20 protein-coding genes and 1 pseudogene are annotated in these 18,138 nt (G+C 39.3%); all 21 read right to left on the bottom strand.

Annotated features, from left to right (window positions below; genetic code table 11):
• Positions 1-13: 13 nt before the first annotated feature.
• Complete coding sequence (locus A5877_RS15345) at positions 14-4,909, bottom strand: transglycosylase SLT domain-containing protein (RefSeq protein WP_086317171.1); 4,896 nt, start codon at positions 4,907-4,909, stop codon at positions 14-16.
• A 10-nt stretch (positions 4,910-4,919) separates the two neighbouring features.
• Positions 4,920-5,294, bottom strand: a complete 375-nt coding sequence (locus A5877_RS15340) for a hypothetical protein (RefSeq protein WP_086317169.1) — start codon at positions 5,292-5,294, stop codon at positions 4,920-4,922.
• Between the two features lie 23 nt (positions 5,295-5,317).
• Positions 5,318-5,725, bottom strand: a complete 408-nt coding sequence (locus A5877_RS15335) for a DUF6096 family protein (protein WP_086317167.1) — start codon at positions 5,723-5,725, stop codon at positions 5,318-5,320.
• Positions 5,726-5,820: 95 nt separating this feature from the next.
• Complete coding sequence (locus A5877_RS15330; RefSeq protein ID WP_086317165.1) at positions 5,821-6,243, bottom strand: phage tail protein; 423 nt, start codon at positions 6,241-6,243, stop codon at positions 5,821-5,823.
• A 12-nt stretch (positions 6,244-6,255) separates the two neighbouring features.
• Complete coding sequence (locus A5877_RS15325; protein ID WP_086317163.1) at positions 6,256-6,618, bottom strand: hypothetical protein; 363 nt, start codon at positions 6,616-6,618, stop codon at positions 6,256-6,258.
• On the bottom strand, positions 6,618-7,160 hold the full coding sequence (locus tag A5877_RS15320) for a hypothetical protein (protein WP_086294680.1): 543 nt from the start codon (positions 7,158-7,160) through the stop codon (positions 6,618-6,620). The genes A5877_RS15325 and A5877_RS15320 overlap by 1 nt, the downstream gene beginning before the upstream one ends.
• Positions 7,150-7,500, bottom strand: coding sequence for a hypothetical protein (locus A5877_RS15315; protein WP_086317161.1), 351 nt, complete (start codon positions 7,498-7,500; stop codon positions 7,150-7,152). Before A5877_RS15315 ends, A5877_RS15320 begins: the two co-directional genes overlap by 11 nt.
• Positions 7,497-7,832, bottom strand: coding sequence for a phage head-tail connector protein (locus tag A5877_RS15310; protein ID WP_086317159.1), 336 nt, complete (start codon positions 7,830-7,832; stop codon positions 7,497-7,499). The genes A5877_RS15315 and A5877_RS15310 overlap by 4 nt, the downstream gene beginning before the upstream one ends.
• 162 nt (positions 7,833-7,994) lie before the next feature.
• Positions 7,995-9,014 (bottom strand): major capsid protein, encoded by a 1,020-nt coding sequence (locus A5877_RS15305; protein ID WP_086317157.1) that lies wholly within the window; start codon positions 9,012-9,014, stop codon positions 7,995-7,997.
• A 22-nt stretch (positions 9,015-9,036) separates the two neighbouring features.
• Positions 9,037-9,363, bottom strand: a complete 327-nt coding sequence (locus tag A5877_RS15300; RefSeq protein WP_086317155.1) for a hypothetical protein — start codon at positions 9,361-9,363, stop codon at positions 9,037-9,039.
• 20 nt (positions 9,364-9,383) lie between these two features.
• Positions 9,384-10,037 (bottom strand): DUF4355 domain-containing protein, encoded by a 654-nt coding sequence (locus tag A5877_RS15295; RefSeq protein WP_086317152.1) that lies wholly within the window; start codon positions 10,035-10,037, stop codon positions 9,384-9,386.
• 197 nt (positions 10,038-10,234) lie between these two features.
• Complete coding sequence (locus tag A5877_RS15290; protein ID WP_086317150.1) at positions 10,235-10,441, bottom strand: hypothetical protein; 207 nt, start codon at positions 10,439-10,441, stop codon at positions 10,235-10,237.
• A 1-nt stretch (position 10,442) separates the two neighbouring features.
• Positions 10,443-10,958, bottom strand: a complete 516-nt coding sequence (locus tag A5877_RS17475) for a polymorphic toxin type 50 domain-containing protein (RefSeq protein ID WP_369596784.1) — start codon at positions 10,956-10,958, stop codon at positions 10,443-10,445.
• Positions 10,944-12,029: pseudogene (locus tag A5877_RS15285) on the bottom strand (minor capsid protein); the annotation flags it as partial. The gene A5877_RS17475 and the pseudogene A5877_RS15285, both read right to left, overlap by 15 nt.
• A gap of 12 nt (positions 12,030-12,041) precedes the next feature.
• Positions 12,042-12,245 carry a hypothetical protein gene (locus A5877_RS15280; protein ID WP_086317145.1) on the bottom strand — a complete coding sequence of 68 codons (204 nt, stop codon included), beginning with the start codon at positions 12,243-12,245 and terminating at the stop codon, positions 12,042-12,044.
• Positions 12,238-13,677, bottom strand: coding sequence for a phage portal protein (locus A5877_RS15275; protein ID WP_086317143.1), 1,440 nt, complete (start codon positions 13,675-13,677; stop codon positions 12,238-12,240). Before A5877_RS15275 ends, A5877_RS15280 begins: the two co-directional genes overlap by 8 nt.
• Before the next feature lie 13 nt (positions 13,678-13,690).
• Complete coding sequence (locus A5877_RS15270; protein WP_086317141.1) at positions 13,691-14,986, bottom strand: PBSX family phage terminase large subunit; 1,296 nt, start codon at positions 14,984-14,986, stop codon at positions 13,691-13,693.
• Positions 14,971-15,750 (bottom strand): terminase small subunit, encoded by a 780-nt coding sequence (locus A5877_RS15265; protein ID WP_086317139.1) that lies wholly within the window; start codon positions 15,748-15,750, stop codon positions 14,971-14,973. The genes A5877_RS15270 and A5877_RS15265 overlap by 16 nt, the downstream gene beginning before the upstream one ends.
• A gap of 226 nt (positions 15,751-15,976) precedes the next feature.
• A complete protein-coding gene (locus tag A5877_RS15260; RefSeq protein ID WP_139843938.1) occupies positions 15,977-17,188 on the bottom strand; it encodes a helix-turn-helix domain-containing protein in 1,212 nt (403 codons plus the stop codon).
• A 69-nt stretch (positions 17,189-17,257) separates the two neighbouring features.
• The gene (locus tag A5877_RS15255; RefSeq protein WP_086317134.1) at positions 17,258-17,719 is read right to left on the bottom strand and encodes a hypothetical protein; all 462 of its coding nucleotides are present in this window, start codon (positions 17,717-17,719) and stop codon (positions 17,258-17,260) included.
• 27 nt (positions 17,720-17,746) lie between these two features.
• Positions 17,747-18,138: hypothetical protein (locus A5877_RS15250; protein WP_217809921.1), on the bottom strand; the 392-nt coding region annotated here is incomplete at its 5' end.

Here is an 18,138-nt window from a genome sequence, read left to right as displayed (position 1 = left end):
CAGATCAATCCTCCTAAATGTTTAATTCTGTATAACCAAGCTGCTGATGGTATTTGTTGATTTCTTTAACTGCAATACGACCGAATTCTTTACCGCCAATATTAATGACAATATCTCCATTTGGTGCTTGTGTTGGTGTTGCACCCAATGTAGAAATAGCATTCATCAATGTTGTTACCATAGATGAAGTGAAGTCTTTCATGCCGCCACCTTCATAATTCATTTGGTTATTGTTACTAAACGTACTATTCGACGGTGTGAATGTTGGTGTTTGGAACATTTCTGGCAACATTATGCTTGAGTTGAACATATCAAGTCCAAGATACTCAACAGCTTGTTGGATCAATTCAGCAGCACGTTGAGGCTTCTCAAGTGGAATGACCATCTCTTTCTTGTTGCCTTCTCCCATACGATATAAACCGTCTTGAGTTACCAAACCGCCATTCTCATATCCAACGCCTCGATAAGCTGCAGCAAGTGATCCATAACGACTTAATGCGTATCTCATAGATGCCAAAATATTCGACATTGGGTCCCAAATATTTTTGTTGTACGGGCTTCTTGCATAGGCTCTAAATGTTGGATCAATGACCTGCATCAATCCTTTAGAAGGGGTTCCGTTCTTAGCGTTGATATCCCAATTATTGATGGCGTTAGGGTTACCATTTGATTCAGTCTTCATTTGGTAAAGCGTGCGATTTGCATTGGCTAGTGAATAAATGCCTAGTTTGTTCAATGCGCTATTGACAGTCGATCGCCATCTTTCTACTGATGAACCATACTGACCAGCAACTGCTGCACCTCCAGATGCGCCAAACGAAGCATTCTTGTCTATGTCGCTTGCTCCGAGTGAGCCGTTGATATGCAAATGATCGTAGTGGTCATTTTGCGGCCATCTCACCCAACTTCCACTCGATCCAGTACCAGACATTCCTTTGCGGTCTCGAACTTTACCTTGGGTGATAACGTAAGCTACTTTTGAGGCAAAGTTATCAAACACCCAGTTCGCTGGGGCAAAGTATTTCGAAGATCCGTTCATACTTGCTGGATACGCAACGTCAATCGCTTGATGCTTCCCATGGGAATGTGGATCACCTGGTCTAAAGCCAGAAGTGATTCTCATACCAGGATATCGATCAACGGTTTTTCTAGCGATATCATATAGGTATTTGTATACACCCCAACTTCCCATTGATCCATCAAACGAACTATTTTGTGCTTCATATCCTGCATCGAACTTCGATTTAAACCATTCATAAGAACCTTCTGCGATCGTTCCAACGGAACCTTTCGCCATTGATAGAGCTGGTTCAACAGCGCCTTTCAAATTAACAAATTTAGAAATTGCTGCATTCAAAAGCTTCTTAGGATTTGATGCATAAGACCAAATATCCGATGCAATCTCTTTTGCGCCATCCCATTTCTCTTTTAGCCATTCGCCTACCCCATTTGCGTATGCTGGTACACCATACATTGCGGCAGTCTTTGGACCACTCAAGACGGATGTTCCTTTTGGAAGGTTAACCATCAGATTTCTTTGCGCTGGAAAGATACCAGTACGTCCATCAGGTGTCCGGTAAGCTTCTTGATAATTAGATCCTAACCCATCATTTACTAAAGCGGGTCCGCCCGGATGATAGCCGGTACCTTTAGCATAAGTAGGAATGGTCCATTTCTTCAGAGCGCTGTCTCCTGCTCCGACTTTACTTAGTACCCAGTTGATACCGCTGATAACACCATTGACACCTTTTCCGATAACGCCGACCATGCCATTGAAAATTTTACCTACTCCTTCTTTAACTTTCTTAGCGCCATTGCCAAGCCCTTTCCCTATTTTTTCTCCTAGTTCATTAGCCCAACCGGTAATCTTTCCGAAAGCTTCAGAAGCATTTGTCTTCATAGTATCAAACGAGCCACTCATGCTCGTTTTTAAATTACTAAATGCAGTACTTGCTTTTTCTTTAGCTGAATTAGCTGAAGTTGAAACCTTATCACGAATTTCATTCCATTTATCAACGGTATTATTTTTGACATTATTCCATCGATCAGAAACGTTATTCCGAAGTTCTTGTAATCGGTTTGATGCATTATCTTTTGCTGTTCTTGCTTTGTTTGATACATCTGTGGAAAAAGTATCCCAAGTTTCCTTTGTATTCTTCTTAATATCACTCCATCGTCCGCTAACATTATTCCAGATATCAGAAGCTTTCTCAGTAACTGTTTTCTTAGCATTATTCCAAGTGTCACTGGTCCATTTTTGGACATTGCCCCAAGTATCTGAAACGGTCTTCATTATTTTGCCAAAGCGATCATCGATAACATCTTTAAGTTCACCAATCGCTTTTTTAGGATTCTTAACTGCGTTAGCAACTTTTTCTAACACACTAGCAAGAAATTCTAACCCTTTTGTCAAAAGTTCAATTTGTCCAATAATCAGGAATTTAGCCACCTGAGTAAGAGGAACAATAACGACGTCCCAGAACCATTTAAAGATTGGTTTGAAAATCTCAATCACTTGGTTCAAGACCTTCAATGCTGCTGAGAACATATCAAAATACTTAGGCACATAGTCTTCAATGAAAAAGCTTGCCAAAGGTAGTAGAACGTTTTTATACAACCACTCAAGTCCATCGCCAACATTTTTCAGGATAGGACGAATCGATTTGAATAATCCATCTATCGCTTTAAGTAATGGCGTGAAATCAAGGTTTTTTGCCCATTCTTCTGTGGCTTTGGTCATACTGTTGATATTACCTAACAAATCATCTACAGCATCGAGTATCGTTCCGAAGATTGATTCTCCAACTCTTCCTTCTTTCCACGCCTTTTTAAGTTGCTCAGCAATGTTGCCGATCGTATTGAAGATATTCGTATAGATTTCAAGAATATTGGCAGCTATACTTTCTCCACGACCATCGTTCCATGCGTTTCGAAAAGCAACAGCAATTTCATGAAGTAATTCAAGAATTCGATTCCACATATCAAAGAACGATTGAATCAGCCTTGTTCCTCGCCCATCATCTTCCCATGCACGTCTGAACGCACCAGCAATATCACCAATTATGCCAAGTACATCTGCTAATAAAATCAGGATATTCTCAATGAATAATTGACCCGTTCCGTTTGTCCAAACTTCCATAAATGACTTGCCGATAGCAGAAGCTAAACCTATTACCTCACCTAATGCATACTTCCAAGCATCGATCACTCGTTGTCCTTGATTTTCCCATGCATCTTGGAAAGGCTTGAAGAAATCCTTCAACAAGTTTTGGATGTCTTTCATCCATTTAGGCGTTGAATAAGTGCCTGTCGCTGAACCAAAATCAATGCCAGGAGTTGTGGAATCTTCCTTCTTTTCATCATCCGTATCCATCGTTAGCTTGTTAATTTGGTCAAATCCCATGAGAGATTTTTGTAGTTTTTTCACTTTCTCATTGGCTTTATTTGCAGAAGACCCAGTATCGTTTAGCGCTTGGATATTGTCATACAATCCACTCGCGCCTTGTTTTGCTGCATCATAGGTTGTCCCGAATAACATTGCAATAAATGAAGCAAGCTGCCCCGTGAGTTGGGCTACTGTACTCATTAACGCATTCAACGCTGGTAAGATTGCCGTGTATAATGGATAGAATGCCGTCATAAGATTGACTTTAATCTGATTCAACGAAGCGCTGAATTGATCGTTCGTTTTCAACGCTGACATCATACCGCTAGCTAGTTTGGTAATTGCGCCACCTAACAGCTGATAAACAACCAATGAAGGTAACAGATATTTCATTGACTGACCAAAAGCATTCGTGCTTCCTGTCATTCGATTTGTTCCAGCTGTAACTTTGTTGGAGTTACTAGAAAATAGACTTCCGAACTTTCCAATAAATCCAAGAGAGTTCCTTAAGCCATTTCCGACGCTCCCGAATCCGTGTGAAACAGCATTGGACATGCGGTTGAATACACCGCCGTATTTAGAAACAGCTCGCTCAGATTGCTTCAGTCCTGTCCCCGTCATACTAGCACCGCTAGAAGCGTTGCCTGTTTGAATGGATGATTGTCCCAAAGCAGAGTTAACTCGTTGCAGAGCCTTTCTCAACGCATCTGCTCTGTCTTCTGTTTGTGCGTATTCTTTTTGCAAACGATCATTGTCACTTATAAGCTTATTCATTTTGATCGATTGTTTTTGAATCTCACCAGACGTTTTCAGAGATTGAGGAGTATCTTCATAGTTCTTGAATCCAGATGTAAAGCTGCCAGTTGGCACACGTTGATCGTTATATTCTGCCTTTAATGTTCGAATTCGTTTTCTCATCGCTTCAATTTGGGCTTCGTTTTGGCTCATGCCTTTTGTTATATTTTCTAAGGAAGACGGAACAGCGTCTAATTCACGCTTGATTGTATTACCCATACCTTTTGCCTGATCTTGGAATTTTGTCATCTGAGCTTGCGCTCGGGCGATTTGTTCATCGTATTTAACGACTTTCCCTGTATCTCCTTGACTGGATGCTGTTTGCCTTTGCGATTTCAGATAAGCAACCTTTTCTTGTGCTGCTTTTGCTTGTCCCATCTTGGCATTGATCTCATTCACCATCGCATCGATTTCCTTAGTCACTTTCGGACGAGCTTTACGTACACCTTTTGAAAAGTTATCGCCAGCAGATTCAGACGATTGCTTTGTCGATCGCTCGAAGTTTGCTAACGTCTTTTCTAGTGCTTGATTCATTTTTTCTAGTTGTTTCGTGAAATTGCTAGCGCCCTTTTCAATATCCATATTTTTCTCTGTACGATCCATTGAGTTACCGGACATTTGTTGGATTCTACTCATTGCACCCTCAATTTTTGGCAATACACTCTCTAGGGATTGCTCAACTCGAGCAGTGTTGATATCTAACAAGACTTCAAGTGTTTCTAATTCCATGCTTTCTCACCTACCTTTCTTCTATGAGTTTTCTTCTTTCTCTTGTTGCTTTGATAGCCTGTGCTTGGGCCAAGAACATTTCTTGCTCACGCTGCATAGCTTCTTGCTTTGTTTCTTCCTCCGTTTTCGCTTCTTCAACGGCTTGTTCAATTTGTTTGAGAAATGGATAAGCATCTTCAAATTTTGGAAACTTCTTCGGATCATTGAATGCAAAAACGGCTAACCTTTGCTGAGAATAGTCGAATAATGCTTTTTCTTTCAACTCATTCTCCTTGATTTTCTTGTTGACTTGAACTTGTATCATGATTTCTTCAAGCGTCATTCCCCAATATTCAGTGGCAGGGATTCCTGATTCGACAGCTTGCGGGTACATAAATTCAAGCATTTCGGATAGATTATCGAAGTTTTTTACAGAAGACTGTCTTCGCTGTTCGTTTGATCCAAAGATTCCCCATCTGTCGCTTCGTTCGCCGTTTCTTTCTTTCCGAAAAAACCAGCTTCATCCAAGAAGTCATTGATTTCGCCAAATAGATCCATCGTTGTTTTTCCTGATTCAATGTATTGCTCGAACGCATCAACGATTGCTTTATCTGTCACGCCGCTTGTTTTATTGGCACCTTGTAAGATAATCAATAAACTGTTGGCTGGTGGTAATTTGATTTCGCCTTGTTTTTTAACAAAAAGACCCATAATCCCTTCATCTAAGCGCTTTTCGATTGCTAAAATCGATTTACCATCTAATCGAAGTTGTAAAGTTAAGTCTCCTAATTGAAATGATTTAGTATTTGGCATTTGTACTACGTTACTTTTTGTCATGTATGTTTCCTCCTAATTTATAAAAATAGAGACTAAGGATTATCCCTCAGTCTCTGGTTCGTTCGTATTTTCCCCTGTGTTATCTTCAGGGGTTGTTACTCCCCCGATGGTGCAGGTGCGGGAATCATCTCTGGACCATCGCTCACAACTACACCTAGGTTAAAGCCGACCACTTGGTTAACTTCTACACCGTCGAATTTGTAGTAAGGCTCTCCCGTAAATTCTGATGTCATTCCATCTGGGAAGGTAATTGTCCAATCAACAGATTTTCCAGTTTCAACTAGTGCATGAATATCACGGAAGTTATCTCCTTGATAAACAATTGCAAATTCCAAGTTGTCAGTATCTTCGATACCTTTGATATAAGCTTTCTTTTCTGATCCCAAGTGTGTAACATCAACTTTTTCTGGGTCACTGCCCAATGCTGGGATAGATTTAACTGCTGCTACAGTTTTAGTTGTTGCACCATCTTTGTAGGTTAAGACGGTACCCTTTGATAATAGTCCTGCAAAATCCATGTGTAATTCCTCCTATTTTTTGTAAACATATTTCGTAACATTATCAACTACAGCTGTTACTTCAACGATGATTCGCTTTAGATCAGCCGTGTTAGCATCTTTAGCGGTACCAGAAAAACCAATACTACCGAATGTGCTTAAAACACTTTCAGCAATACTGGTCTGGCTTTTGTCTCCGTATAATTCAACTGTGATTGTCCAATCTGTTTGTAACTCATTACCCAACGAATCGATCTGATGTGGTTTGTTGGCAGTTCGATAAATAGCCAATGGGAATGTATTCCAAGTTGAAGGATAGTCCGTGGCAATCTTCTTGATGTCAGTAACGGATTGTAATACTTCAACAGTGACTGTCTTCATATTCACTCGTTCCATCACTTCAACTCCCTTAACTTGCGTTGTACATGTTCTTTGTAGATTTCAGGTGCTTCACCGATCAAATCTACTAAAGAAGGATACAAGAACGGTCGTGCTGGCTGTCCTTTGGTAATATAGAAGTCTGTACCTTGAACAGTCACACGAGGAATACCGTATATAGCTTCCAAATCCACAGCAACATCTTTTGCTGGGATAAACCATGCTGTTTGTGAGTAAACTGGTGTAAATCCTTCTGGTAGGTCTTTTTGACTAGCTTCACCGACAGGACCAGTACCAACTTCACGAAATAGCGCTTCTTGCTTGTCGGACCAGACACGCCCAACAATTTGGTTTTGTGCATTGATCACAACTTCATTCTTCAAACTTCCCAATAATTCACCACTAGAATATTTCATGCTAGACGATAATCGCAATTCAGCGGCTTGTTTAATCAACTCGGTAATTTCAAAAGTTGCATCCCACATCGCATCATCTAAGATTTGCGGTATTGCTTTGACTTTTCGCCGTAAACTTTCAAGGCCTTTGATTTCAACTCCCACGATTATCATTCCTTTCCAGCATAATATTCTTGTGTGTCGAAAATGTCTGGATAGATTTAATCGTGAAGTCTGGCTCCTCATTTTTGCCGACGTAGACGCAAATACCGTCTAACTCGTTTTGTCCTTCGTTGATCTTGTCGCCTTGGTACTTGCAAGCTTTCATTGTTTCAAGCTTGCTACCGTAAATTTGGACGTTTACCGAACCGCTTGCAGCTTGTACATTCATACGTAACTCAATTGGTGCAAATGGGTATGTGATTATTTCTTCTGCTTCTTCGTCATGAGTGACTTTTCGCTTTTTTAGGTAGACTGTTTGCAGGTCTCGTTCTCTAAGTCTCATCTGAACGACCTCACTTTAGCCACTCTGTAGCGATTGAGTTTTGATTGGATCTTTGCAGGCACACCAATTTCAAACGATTGAGATACGCCGCCCTCAGTACGAGCGGTTTCTCCTTCATTTCCTTCAGTATTTCTGCGAAAGATATACAAATCTTTAACAGAAGACGACATATTGCCCACAAGTACATCTCGATTGCAATAATCCAATGCATCATACATTGCATCTTTGATATCATCTTTCAAAACTTCTACGGCCGTTGGATCCGTGATAGAAAACTTACGCCCTAGTTCGACAGCAAGCTTATCTAGGACGATTTGATTTTGTTCGTTCATAAGCTATCACTCCTTTGAGTTAGCTTTTTTCTTCTGTTGTACTTCTTCAAAGAGAGTTGAGTTAAAATACTTCTTGTCGATTTGAAGTGTTTCTCCTGATTTATACCGGTGTCCATCATAGAACACCGGGGTATCTTTAACTTTTACCTTCATAAGCTAGACCTAAATCGGTTGTGCTTGGAACACTTCATCAGCAGCTGCAAATGAAGGTAATGCAGTTGCAACAGCTTTTGTCCAAGTTCCAACTGGATCACGAGTTTCGTCATATACAGAAGCTAAGACGTTTCCGACTAAGCTGGTATCGACAGCCGAATCACGAGTCAACCGAGTTTCTTCTGCGGTTGGCCCATATAATGTTTCACCCAGCAAGTCGTCATTGAACATTGCAAATTTGTTTTCTGGGAAGTATTTCTTAGTAGTGTATGTTCCATTAGCTTCCTGTACTTTGTATTTTTCATCGTAAGTACGGATCACTGGATAACTATGAGTTTCCATAAATGCATCCAGATCAGCTTGAGAAACTACACGACCAGAATCTTTGCCAAAGATTGCAGCAATGATTTTTGGATGGGTAGCCAGCGCTCGATAGATTTTCCGAGACGTTAATGCACGAGTTGGCTTAGTATCCAATGCATCAATCCAGCGCTCGATATCAGCCAATGGATCAGAATTTTCGTTCGTCCAAACGTTCGTACCAGTCAAGGCTTCTTTGTGTTCAGTAGGAACATGGTAATCAAGCGTGAAGTTCAATCCATTTTCTTTAACCGTAACTTGACCAGAGGCTAATACTTCCATACGCATAGCTTCCACACGAGCACGTACACCAGCTACTAATTGATCAATGTCATTGTAAACTTGGCCAACTAGATACGCTTGTTCTGCAGGCGTGCGTGGATTTTCCAATGCAATAATGTCGGTTTCTTTTAATTGCATTTTGCGTTTGATCAAGCTCAGTTCCAACTCTTGCTTGTTAGCAATACGGCTTCCAATTTCAGCCTCAGTATCGAAGTCGTGGATAGACGCTGCGATAGGAATACGGCTACCACCGCTTAATTGGTCCAATTTCAAAGAGGGTTGTTTGCGCTCAGGAAAAAGTGTTTCACCTAGCAAAGGTTTATATTCGCGATCACGAACATAGTTTAAAACTTCATTTTGTGTAAATAATTCCATAATTGTTGGCATGTTTGTTTCCTCCTGCTTTCTTTTATTCTCCGCCTCCAGCGGCTACTTTGGGTTTTTTATTAGCATCTAAGAAAGTGATATTCTTCAATGCAGTGATTGCAGCATCCGTGGGTGCTTCTGGCAAACGATCAGCCAATACATAACCACCTACAAGAATTGCTACTGGTTGCGAGCCTGTGTCAGCATCTACAGATACTGAATTGAATACAATACCTAAAGCTGTACCGTCATTAGCTGGATAAATTTCACCAGCTTTAAAAGATTTGTCAGCTTGGTAGGTAAAGTTTTGGAACGTTGCGCTAGCTAAGAAGTTTAACTGCTCAGCCGTTTTGATTGGTTTTACATACATTTGTGTTTCCTCCTATTTTTTTATTTCCAAAAAGCGTCATTGTCTGCTTTTGTACGACTATTTGCACTTTTGGCATATTGACTACCAATTGATTCTGCATCTGAATTGCCGCCGTTCCCTGCTGGGTTATCAGCTGATCCAGCAAGGCGAATATTAACCGCTTGTTCAACTGCTTCACGAAACGCTTTAGATACATTGCCATAAGCTTCATCCAAATTCTTTTCGTCTCCACCAAATAAAGGTGTTAATACAGTTGAGAGAGAGTCGGGTAATTTATCAGTGGATAAGCGTTTGATTACGCCCGCTTCATCTTTGTCACGTTTCAAAGCCACACGGTCAGCTTCTAATTGCTCACGCTCTTGCTGTAACTCGTATTGTGCCTTTTCTTCAGCGGACATCTGTCCTTTTTTCTCAGCATCTTGAATACGTTTTTCGGCTTCTGTTTGCCATTTGGACTGTGCTGTTTCAATGGCTTTAGAAATACGTTTGTCCACAACTGAATCGAATTCAGATTGACTGGCAAAAGAAATAGGCTGGCTTTCTCCATCATCCGTGCCACCGTCTGCATCGTCACCCGCGTCACCTTCAGCAAAGAATTGCAGTTTCATTTTCATCAACCGATTGCCATATTTCTGTTCTACAAATTGGTTCATTAACAATTTATTTTCTTTCATATCTTTCTCCTTTACCCATGCACACTCAAAACAGGCATAACAAAAAGCACCCCACCCACGCTTTCGCCCAGATACAGTGCTTTACATTTGATATTCTATTTTGAACCCACACACGTTATTAGATTTTACTTAGCTTTTATTGCCATCAAAGTTTGGGCATAAAAATAGCACCCGCTCAAACAAATGATTGGATGCTATTATTTTTCAATTATTGATTCTATTTCGTGTTCAAAGAAAGCAACAGATCGATCTTTTAGCTTTCCAGATTGCGGTTTGATAACCAAATATTCTCCTTCATCGTCATTGTCTTCACTAGTAGTGTAGTCAATTATTCTACCTGACAATATAACACCATCCAAGAATGTTACTCGGACTTCTTTTCCTAGATAGCTTTCTAAATCCATCTTAACTCTCTCCTTTCCACGGTACTAAATGGGTTCTATTTGCTGAATGATGAATCTTAAATCCTTTTACCTCTGAACCCGATCGATAATCAAAGCCCAAAAATGAATCAGTCATAATTTTTTCTTTGTTCATTCGACCGTTTTTATTAGTTTCGACAATCCCAGTACCAGCATACTTATCAAATAGCCCTTGAATATCGACATCATCATTGAAAAAACTTTTGCCTGGTTTAGCAGTATTTTTCATGTGAGGCGCTTGTTTGTCTGCATTTATAACAGAACCATATCTTCCGTCTTTCAGACGAGATTTAACAAAGTAATGATCTCTCAAAGAATCCCATTCATTACCCTTATTATACTTGATATTCTGGTACTTATCCAATGTCTGAGGTGCATTCTTATCACCTATTACATTTTTTAAGTTTCTGTATTCAGCATTATCTTTTGTAGCATTTTTTATCTTCTTTTTTTGCAACGCTATTTCATCATCCGAATACTTTTCCTTCAGCTTATCCATCCAATCATTATAGGTTGTGTCACCTCTGATTGGAATGACTATACCACTGATAGGATCTAAAGCGTTCCTAGGTAGCTTAAGAGTGCGTTTACTGTACATAACCGCTATTGTTCTACACCAAGGATGAAACGGCGGATACGTTCCGCTAGCACCGTTTACCTTAGCTTCAGAAACTGGATAAATTTTATGATCTTTGCCCTTGCAGATTTCAGACGTCCGCAAGTCCAACACAGCAACAAGCATGTATTCTTTAACACCGTTATCTTGCCACGCCTTGAGCTTTGCTTGGTTAGCCATGTAATTAGCTTCCGTTCGAATCAAACGCCTAGCGACACCAATAGAGCGGTCAAACTCATTTGCTATTGCCTTAGCCATTTCAAATTCTGACATACCGGTCATAGACTCCACGGCGAACAGCTCTTCTAACCTTGCTGCTAAAGCTTCAGTATCGCCCCACAGCCGTTTAGAATAATTTGATTCATGCCAATGGCTATCAAGAATGTTTTTCGTATACCTGGTAGATAATTCTTTGAACTGATAATCCTTTTTATTCCACACCTCTATGACTACACCATTCTTGGCATTCTCTTGCGCCTTACGAATGACTGATTCAGCAGTAGCCTCACGATATGACTCATGAATAGCATCTAAATAGAACTCTGTCTGCTTTTCTAGCTGAACATCAGCAACTTGCTTAGAAACTAAAAAAGACTTGGCTTTCAAGTCTTCTGCACGAGTGATACGCTCTTTAAATGCTAATGCTTGCAATCTGTTTTTTGCTGAAGATTGTAATTCTGGATCTTTCATCTGCTTGGATAGCTTTCTCAATTCTGCTAATTCTTCAACTGATGTTGTTTGATTCAGTATCCGTTTAGCTTCATCCTCAGATAGTCCAGAACGTTGCTGAGAGCGAGCGAATAACTTTCTAACCTTTTGGGTTAAGTAGGTCTGTGCTTGTCTGTATGCCTTGGCTACAGCTTCTTCGACTTTGATTGCGCCATCGTTTATCTTTTGTTCAGCATCAACATTGCGGCGCTCCCAGTAGGATAGCTTACGTTTCTTTTGAGCCATTTAATCAGCTCCTTATTTCACCCCACCAGTTAAAATGCTGATAGAAAATTTTAAAGCTTGCTCTTCGTTAAATCCCTCTTCTAAACATTTATCAAACAAATATTTCCCTTGCTTGGCTATATAATCTAAACCTTTTTGCATTTCAAAGAAAGTGGCCTCAAGTGTTTGGTTGTTCTCATTCATCTTCATTAGTTCGTTTAGCTGCTTTTCATTCATCTTCTTTGCCCTCCCCTAGCTCGTTGTCCAATTCCGAATGACTGTCTTCAGCTTGTACACCCAATGCTTTGGCTTGAAGCTTCATATTTTCCTCTTTTTGCTGATTCAACATTTCAACTACTTCTTGCGGATTGTCAATGTCATCCAACCATCCCAGGCTAATCAACAACGGGATAAACTCTTGTGACTCCTTGATTTGATTGATGATATCCGATCGGTTGATTGGCAAGTTAGGTTTGAACTTGATTGTTGTTCCTTCGACATCAACGTTATGGCCTTTTACATTTAAAATGTTTTGCAACAATTCCAACCGCTGCATGATTCCATCTTCTAAGTATCCAATTTTAATTGATAACACAAGTAGCAATCCAAACAACTTGTACTTCATAGCTTCACCTGACTGGGTTCCAGCAAAATTTTCATCATTTAAATTTGGCACATAAGTCGTCTTGTGGAAATCATCAAGTAAAGAGTCAGCCAACTTTTGTACCTGAGTTTCATCGAATGTGTTAGTAGCATACTGAAAATCTCCGCCCTCTTGTTTTGACGGGGCTTCAATGGCCATCGTCCCGTTTATCTCATCTGGTTTTTCATCTGGAAGACCAAATCCAAACATGATCATAATCGCTTTGACAAAATTCTTCTTGTCTTTGATACGATCAGTCTGTAAGACGTTGTACCCATCTATCTGGGACAATTGCTGCTCATAGTCGCCTTGTTTTTCTTCGTTATTCCTAAATTCGACCACAGGCACATCCTTGTAGTAATGTGGTTTAACTTTAGGATTCGGCGATTTATTGATTAAGCTTGTAGGGTCTAATCGCTTCGTTTTAGATAAATAAGTGATTACCCACTTTGAAGTGTAAACTGTTATCTCCCAGAATGTTCTTCTTTTCAAGTCACGCTTCTTGACCATACGAACAGCAAATAGCTTCGTTCGGTCGATAGTATCATCAACCACTAAAAACATACCTCTTGGATCAATCCAAGCAATCTTAGGTATGGTTTCAGGAACATCGTTTCCTTCGGTACCGGGTTTAATAGCAAGGTAATGTAACTCAAGTCCCATGCCCATTGTTGATAGACCTTTTTCTAATTCTTTATCGTGCTTCTTAATTTTCATCTTTTCTAACGCATCCGTAACAGGCGTAATGTCTTTATCCTTTGCTGGTGCATAAGATACAGGAGCGCCGACAGTGAATCCCACCATCATATCCGTTACATATTTAGCGTTGTTGACAAAGATTTCATCCATATCGTGTGGTGTTCGAATCTTCGTTTGTCCGATCTTATGTGGTTTACCTTCGTAGTAATCAAACAACATATCCAGCCGTGGTATTTCTTTTTTATGCTCATCCATGCAGAAATTAATTACTTCCATACTAGGGTTATTAATATCACCAGCTAATTCACGATCAATAGCAATTGCCATTCTTTCACCTTCTTTATTCCATCCATGTAGGACGATTAGTAATTTTAACTTTATTGCTCTTGAAGATAATCGTGTAAACGAAATATCTTACAGCATCCATTGCGTGGTCATTTTGCTTTATTGGCTTATCCTCCCCACGATCCATTGCTTTAGAATCCCATATATATGAACTAAATTCCTTAAGGGTATTCACACAAGAGGAATTAAACGCTATTTTTTCTTCGTTAAGGAGAGTACTAACAAAACGAATGCCATCTAGCACATCATTTTTTGCTTTTCTTATTTTGAAGTTTCGCTTCTTTAATTCGGCAATAAAAGAAGCAGCAGACGGATCCACAATCACTTCTTTGATTCGTATACCTTCTGTAAACTTCTGTAGTTCATCAGCAAATTCACTGTCTGTTTTTTGTTTCTTGCTATCACGTCCAGAATAATAGAACTCCTTCACGCAATACCAAATGCCATCTTTACCTTTTTGCCACAATAAAAATACGGTAGCGTTCTGCGTACCGTAGTCAATGCTTATATAATTATCGCCAAAAATAAAATCAATTAGTTTATTGTAGACATGCTTTGACTGATCAAACATATCGTAAATAACGCCTTCAGCAACTGTCCACAAACCAAGAATATATCGTTTGTAGAAGACTCCTGAATACATGCTGCGATATCTCTTCTTGATTGATTCATCTAAACTAAGGTTGTCATCCATCGTAAAGTGAAGATACACCAGATTTTTTTCTTTGATCTTGTCAATCCAATTCAGTTTGAACCAATGATATGGGCCATCTGGGTTGCAGTTGAACCAAAACTTTGAACCTTTCTCGGAACAACGTCCAGTCGCTTGGTTTACAAAAGATTCTGGCATAAGCGCTACTTCATCAAAGAACATGCCAGCTAATGTAATTCCTTGAATCAAGTCTTGCGATCGTTCATCTTTACCGCCGAAAACATAAAAGTAATTGGTTTTGCCTTTTTTGGTAACTTCTAGCATATTATCAGCACGGTGATCTTTGTAGCGATATCCTCGCGATAAAAGCATTAGCTTTAACCAAAAAAGCACGTTCCGCCGAAACGAACCAATAGTTTTACCTGCCATACCAAGGTTCTTGCTGTCAAATGTTGACATTGCCCACATGACATAAGATAAACACATTGAAATAGTTTTGCCTGAACGAATAGCGCCATCGGCTATGATTCCGTCTTTATCCTTAACGGCAGACTTCTTTGTCCACCAAGTAAGAATCATCTTCTGTTTTTTACTGAAAGGTTTGAACTTAAATACTGCCTGTTTTACTCTTCTGGCCATAGTTCTTCACCTTCAGATTCCAAAGCTTCCAGGAAACCATCATCTTCCATGTCAAACTCTTCGCTACCATCTTTATTCTTAGCAATAGCAGCAGTAATCTGCGCTTCTCTTAACCGATCGCCGCCAAGATATTTCATGAGTTCTGACATAGCTTTATGTTTGTCATACAGCTTGACTGAAACGCCGTCTTTACCTTTCTTCACTTCTTGAATAAGGGAACCATCAACTGAATCCGAATCTTTTAATCGTACAAAAGAAACTGGGCCCTCGCTACCATCACTGAACTGAACTATTTCTTGTCCAAACTCTGTAAAATCAGTGATATCAGAAAAGGCTTGTTTCATATACTCTTGTATCAAATCCTTAGCATCAAGAAAAACATCTTGCTGTAATTCAGCTTTAAGACGATACAATTCTTCTTTTATTACCACATTTGACAACATACGATAACCATGAGAATTTGCTGTTGTGTAATCGCATTGGTAAGCTTTCTGATATGCCTTAGTAGCATTGAAACACTCTAGGTAGTAAAGGCAAAACAGTTTTTGCTGCTCTGTTAGTTCATCATTATCTATTACTGGTTGCACCTCTTTTTTGTGTGCAACCTTTTCTTTTTTGGTTGCACCCTTTATTTCAGGAGGTGCATTCCACTTTCTAGACTTCCAAGACTTAACTGTATTGATAGATACATCATGTTTAGCGGCTATGTCTTTGTACTTCATGCCGTTTTGATAATCTATGTATGCTAACTCCCATTTCTGCACATTAACGCCGCCGCCTTTCTATAAAAATCTGTTCAACCTCTCAACAATATGCGAATCACTCTTCCAACCATGCCCAACATATATCAACCTATTCCGATCGATATACTCGTCACTAAACTGACCATAGCATTCAAGCAATGTGTGCTTAGATTTCAACTCCGCTTGTCGGATGTTCTTATGATTTAGTATTCCTACTGACAGCTGAATGTAATAGTAATATCTCGGCTTAGATGTCATATGTCACCCTCAACCTTTCGCTATCATATTCAAACAGCTGCAGCACCTTCTTGCCCATCGTCCAACCGTTCTCTATCTCGTAGCTGTCATTCGGCTTAATGGTCCCTAGCTGACGATGGATCACACCTTGATAATCGTTTGTCTGTTGTGTGTGGAAATGACCAGTGATTATCTCCCGTGTAGTTGCCTTACTCCATATATCGCTAAACTCAGTAGCAAACAACATCGGCAAAACCTTCCGCTTGCCATACTGCCCATGAGTAATCATGATCGCCACGTTATCCAGCATGAATGCTTGTCGATATTTGTTGTGTGCGTGCACTTGGATATCCGGATACTTGGCTTCTAGGTATAGGAGAAACATATACTCGATTGATCCGCTATGGTTCCCTTCAGCGTGTTCCACAGTCACTTGCTTCGAATGTCTCACACACTCAGTAATCAACACGTCAAAAAAGGAGCGAGCGTCTTTAATCGCTTGCTCCATGTCCACATCATCTAATTGTGTGCCAGCCATCGTGACCGACTTCTTAATCTGACTGCTATGGAATAAATCTCCTAGCTGACCAATAACAATCTGCTTATAGCCTTTTGAGATAACTTCAATCATTCTCGCTAGCTTATCTTGTAAATCCTCTAGCTTAGTGATACCAAAATGCCAGTCAGCCAATCCGATGAATAAGTTTCTGTCACCAGTCTTGATTGAGGTTAGCTTTACTGGCTCGATCGATTCGGTAAAAGATACTAAGTTAAATCCTTTAGGTTTCGGTCTAACAACTATCTTTGATTGATACAGCTGTATAAGCCCGTCTACTTGGTTGTTCTGTTCCCAGATGTTGTTAGTCGCTTGAACCAATTCCCAATTTTCTGGATCATAACCATGTGCTTTTAATACATAATCAGGATTCTTTGACTGTTCTTCAGTCATACGCAGTTTAATAAGGTTTGTCTGAGTACCATCTGATTTGATTTCTGTAGACACTACATTCCTCTTTGCCTTACCAGGTTGCTTAACACGCATATTCTTTTCGCTCGGTGGCAACTTCAACCTGGCACGTTTACTTCTAACGCTTGGCCATGAGAACTCTTTGCCGAACTCCTCTGACAGTATAGGCGCTATCTCTATATTTGTTAGTCCTCCATTTGCCAATTCCGACAATCGTTTGACCTGCTGTTCCGTCCATTTAGTAATGTCTGCCACCTCGCTTTTCTGCAATATAAAAAAGACCACTTCTATTATTGTGGTCTTAAAAAATATTAGTGTTACTAATTACTTATTTCGGATTTGAATTATCATTTTCCTTAGCATTATCGTTGATATTACAAAATAAACTACACCAAAAAACGACAGGCTCTTTTGCAAAAAAATCAAATAACCAATAAATAGATTAAAACCAAAAAACAAAATAGATACTTCAATTAGAATAGCTAACACAAAATAAGCTAGACCAAAATAAACTGGACTATAGTATTTATCAATATATCCTGCTGCATCCTTAATCTTCAATTCTTTTCTTGAAGTAAATTCTACAAGATTACCTAACATAGTATATAAAAATCCAGAAAAGATGGTATTTATGGTTAACAAATTATATAATTCATCTTTGCTATAATTATTATTAACGATATTAACAAAACCTAGAATATCAAATATAAAAGCGAACGATATGGAGAGTAATGAAAAAATAAAGACAATCATGGTAAGAGTATTATTTTTGAAATATTCTTTCATGTTAATCAGACCCTCCAAACTTTATTTTTAAACTTCAAAACCAATATAACTTAAAATATCTTGCTTATTCTGTTGTGTTTTTAACCATAATTGTTCTTCTATTGAACTTTGCAAGCGATTAATATTCGAAAAATTAGTATCATCATAATTAAAGTTAACCTTTTTTGTAAATGGATTTTCTACTAATTTAAAGTCTTGCATGAACTCATCTTTTTCATCTTTAGCTTTTACCTTTAGATCTACCCCCTTTTTCAACATGTTGGTAAAGAAATTGTTCGCATCTTCCTCTTCTTCAAATACTGAAGTTTTTCGTCGTGCTGCTTGTAATGTAACTGCCACTCGGATTCCCTTTTGGTTTTGTAACAAATCATATTCTTTTTCGCTAAGTTTTAACAGACTTTTGGTGTACTCCGGAGGTA

This window comes from Enterococcus sp. 3C7_DIV0644 (genome assembly GCF_002141235.1).
Lineage (GTDB): Bacteria > Bacillota > Bacilli > Lactobacillales > Enterococcaceae > Enterococcus_D > Enterococcus_D entomosocium.
This window is presented reverse-complemented; position numbering and strand designations above follow the sequence as displayed.

What these genes read in the sequence shown, in the direction of transcription:
- A5877_RS15270 (WP_086317141.1), bottom strand. Translation starts at nt 14,986, where the DNA reads ATGGCCAGAAGAGTAAAACAGGCAGTATTTAAGTTCAAACCTTTCAGT.
- A5877_RS15295 (WP_086317152.1), bottom strand. Translation starts at nt 10,037, where the DNA reads ATGAAAGAAAATAAATTGTTAATGAACCAATTTGTAGAACAGAAATAT.
- A5877_RS15325 (WP_086317163.1), bottom strand. Translation starts at nt 6,618, where the DNA reads ATGGAACGAGTGAATATGAAGACAGTCACTGTTGAAGTATTACAATCC.
- A5877_RS15330 (WP_086317165.1), bottom strand. Translation starts at nt 6,243, where the DNA reads ATGGATTTTGCAGGACTATTATCAAAGGGTACCGTCTTAACCTACAAA.
- A5877_RS15305 (WP_086317157.1), bottom strand. Translation starts at nt 9,014, where the DNA reads ATGCCAACAATTATGGAATTATTTACACAAAATGAAGTTTTAAACTAT.
- A5877_RS15275 (WP_086317143.1), bottom strand. Translation starts at nt 13,677, where the DNA reads ATGGCAATTGCTATTGATCGTGAATTAGCTGGTGATATTAATAACCCT.
- A5877_RS15255 (WP_086317134.1), bottom strand. Translation starts at nt 17,719, where the DNA reads ATGAAAGAATATTTCAAAAATAATACTCTTACCATGATTGTCTTTATT.
- A5877_RS15340 (WP_086317169.1), bottom strand. Translation starts at nt 5,294, where the DNA reads ATGCTTGAATTTATGTACCCGCAAGCTGTCGAATCAGGAATCCCTGCC.
- A5877_RS15310 (WP_086317159.1), bottom strand. Translation starts at nt 7,832, where the DNA reads ATGAACGAACAAAATCAAATCGTCCTAGATAAGCTTGCTGTCGAACTA.
- A5877_RS15300 (WP_086317155.1), bottom strand. Translation starts at nt 9,363, where the DNA reads ATGTATGTAAAACCAATCAAAACGGCTGAGCAGTTAAACTTCTTAGCT.
- A5877_RS15335 (WP_086317167.1), bottom strand. Translation starts at nt 5,725, where the DNA reads ATGACAAAAAGTAACGTAGTACAAATGCCAAATACTAAATCATTTCAA.
- A5877_RS15315 (WP_086317161.1), bottom strand. Translation starts at nt 7,500, where the DNA reads ATGAGACTTAGAGAACGAGACCTGCAAACAGTCTACCTAAAAAAGCGA.
- A5877_RS15345 (WP_086317171.1), bottom strand. Translation starts at nt 4,909, where the DNA reads ATGGAATTAGAAACACTTGAAGTCTTGTTAGATATCAACACTGCTCGA.
- A5877_RS15290 (WP_086317150.1), bottom strand. Translation starts at nt 10,441, where the DNA reads ATGGATTTAGAAAGCTATCTAGGAAAAGAAGTCCGAGTAACATTCTTG.
- A5877_RS17475 (WP_369596784.1), bottom strand. Translation starts at nt 10,958, where the DNA reads ATGGATAAGCTGAAGGAAAAGTATTCGGATGATGAAATAGCGTTGCAA.
- A5877_RS15280 (WP_086317145.1), bottom strand. Translation starts at nt 12,245, where the DNA reads ATGAATGAAAAGCAGCTAAACGAACTAATGAAGATGAATGAGAACAAC.